Source organism: Ruegeria meonggei, from assembly GCF_900172215.1.
Classification (GTDB): Bacteria; Pseudomonadota; Alphaproteobacteria; order Rhodobacterales; family Rhodobacteraceae; genus Ruegeria; species Ruegeria meonggei.
Map to the genome: position 1 here is coordinate 1 of NZ_FWFP01000026.1, position 1,831 is coordinate 1,831.

Below are 1,831 nucleotides of genomic sequence, written 5' to 3' on the forward strand. Positions count from 1 at the left end.
ATATGATCCGGAAGCGGCAATTCTCAAGCGATACGACTTCCGGCTTTCAGCTATTCGCCGAGATCGCAGGATAGGTGTATCCAGTAAGTCGCTGACTTTAGCCGTTCCAAATGTTTGCGACACATCCGCGCCAACTCACTACAACCTCAGAATGCAGCATTCGAGTGCGTTGGTCTGTGAAGTGAGTCACATGATGAAAGATTGGTTGTTATTGACTGCGCTCTGGTGATATCCGGACCTCTTTTTTCGAGGAGACCCGATATGAGCGACTTTTCAGCACACGAAGCACTGCACACCGCCAGCGTCCTGATGGATTGCTACGGATCACACGTAGGCGAACATCCATGGGTAGAGGCCAATCCCGAGATTGCGGCCAAGGTAGAAACCGCTATGGAAGCTATGATGGAGGTGTATCAGGCGATTGGGCGGGTGCACTTGGGAAAATGAGTTGACCTCATTCTGGCAAATCGAGAAATCGCAGCCCCAGCATGGACTCTGTGCCATTGAACCAACATTTCTTTCTTGAGCATTGAGATGTTGTGCCGATTTCAGATGTGCAATAAGCCTGTTAGAACAAATAAATAGGCACAGCCAGCACAAAAAAATAAACCCACCGGTCGGAACCAGTGGGCTGCTGACTAAGAATAGCCAAGCGATGTGAGGTGGTTTTAACCGCAATGGGTGAAGAAAACAATACCGAAAAGAACAAGCTTAGAGCAGCGCTCTATGTCGATGGTTTCAATATATACCACCCTCTGCACGAGTTTGATGAGCCGTTCTTGAAATGGTTGGACCTGCGCGCCCTTGGAGAGATGATTATTCCCTCAAGAAGTCAACATCTTGTTATTACAAAGTATTTTTCGGCCCTCCGACCCGACATGGGTGGTTCCAAAAACCGGCACAACGCCTACATTAATGCGCTGTCAGCTAGAGATGTGTATGTGGAGCGGGGACATTATGTCACGCAGCCCAGAAAATGTAATGATTGCGGCATGAGCCGCGAGGAGAACTCGGAAAAGCAAACTGATATCAACATGGCTCTTGCGGCGGTGATGGACGCACAAGATGACCTGTTTGACGTAGGATACTTGCTGACTGCAGACTCTGACCATGCGGCTTCCTTTCGGGTTCTACGTCAACGCTTTCCTCAAAAACGTTTGGTATCAGTGTTGCCCCCAGACCGCCCGTCTTCAGATAAGATTATGCAGTATGCTGACGCGAAAATTCACTTGAACAAGTTGCACATCGAAAAATGCCTTTTCCCTGGGTTCGTAAACGGGAAAAAGGGGATTATCAGACGCCCTGCAGCATATGATCCGCCGGAGTGGTGGGTTCCACCACACCTGAGAGCCAAGTAGTTTTTGCTTAGCAGCACTTACATCGTTGGTCATCCGTCTCATCAATGAATACGAGCAATCAGGTTATCCGCGCCCTTTTCCTTCACCACGCTTAGCGGTCCTATTGGTGGTTTCATTGGCGTCAAAATATGCACTAGTTGCTTTGCGAAGGTCGCGCTCAAATATTTTTACATTTTCGTCATAGCTTGGAAACGTCTCTCGAAACATGCTTTCCAAGATAGAAATATCATCGGACAAGCTTGCCGAGATATTTGCGAGGTCTTCGGGACTAACGTCCTCCTGGAGCCACTCCTGAGCAGCTTTCATCTTTGCGATGCGCAGGGCAAGTTTCTTTAAAGTTACATCAGGATGTGTCGCAAACATTTGGAACGGCTAAAGTCAGCGACTTACTGGATACACCTATCCTGCGATCTCGGCGAATAGCTGAAAGCCGGAAGTCGTATCGCTTGAGAATTGCCGCTTCCGGATCATAT

The 1,831-nt window shown here is 48.5% G+C and carries 4 protein-coding genes; 3 read left to right on the plus strand and 1 reads right to left on the minus strand.

Going from position 1 to position 1,831, the window contains the following annotated elements; all coding sequences use genetic code 11:
- The 3 genes from RUM8411_RS23125 to RUM8411_RS22365 all read left to right on the plus strand — a co-directional run.
- Nucleotides 1-229, plus strand: a 229-nt coding sequence (locus tag RUM8411_RS23125) for a hypothetical protein (RefSeq protein WP_234995329.1), incomplete at its 5' end; no start/stop codon positions are given.
- A 32-nt stretch (nt 230-261) separates the two neighbouring features.
- The gene (locus RUM8411_RS22360; protein ID WP_085824932.1) at nt 262-447 is read left to right on the plus strand and encodes a hypothetical protein; all 186 of its coding nucleotides are present in this window, start codon (nt 262-264) and stop codon (nt 445-447) included.
- 230 nt (nt 448-677) lie between these two features.
- The gene (locus tag RUM8411_RS22365; protein WP_085824933.1) at nt 678-1,358 is read left to right on the plus strand and encodes an NYN domain-containing protein; all 681 of its coding nucleotides are present in this window, start codon (nt 678-680) and stop codon (nt 1,356-1,358) included.
- A gap of 63 nt (nt 1,359-1,421) precedes the next feature.
- Here RUM8411_RS22365 and RUM8411_RS22370 read toward each other — a convergent pair whose 3' ends face one another.
- Nucleotides 1,422-1,721: a hypothetical protein gene (locus tag RUM8411_RS22370; RefSeq protein ID WP_085824934.1), complete on the minus strand. Its 300-nt coding sequence runs from the start codon at nt 1,719-1,721 to the stop codon at nt 1,422-1,424.
- Between the last annotated feature and the right edge of the window lie 110 nt (nt 1,722-1,831).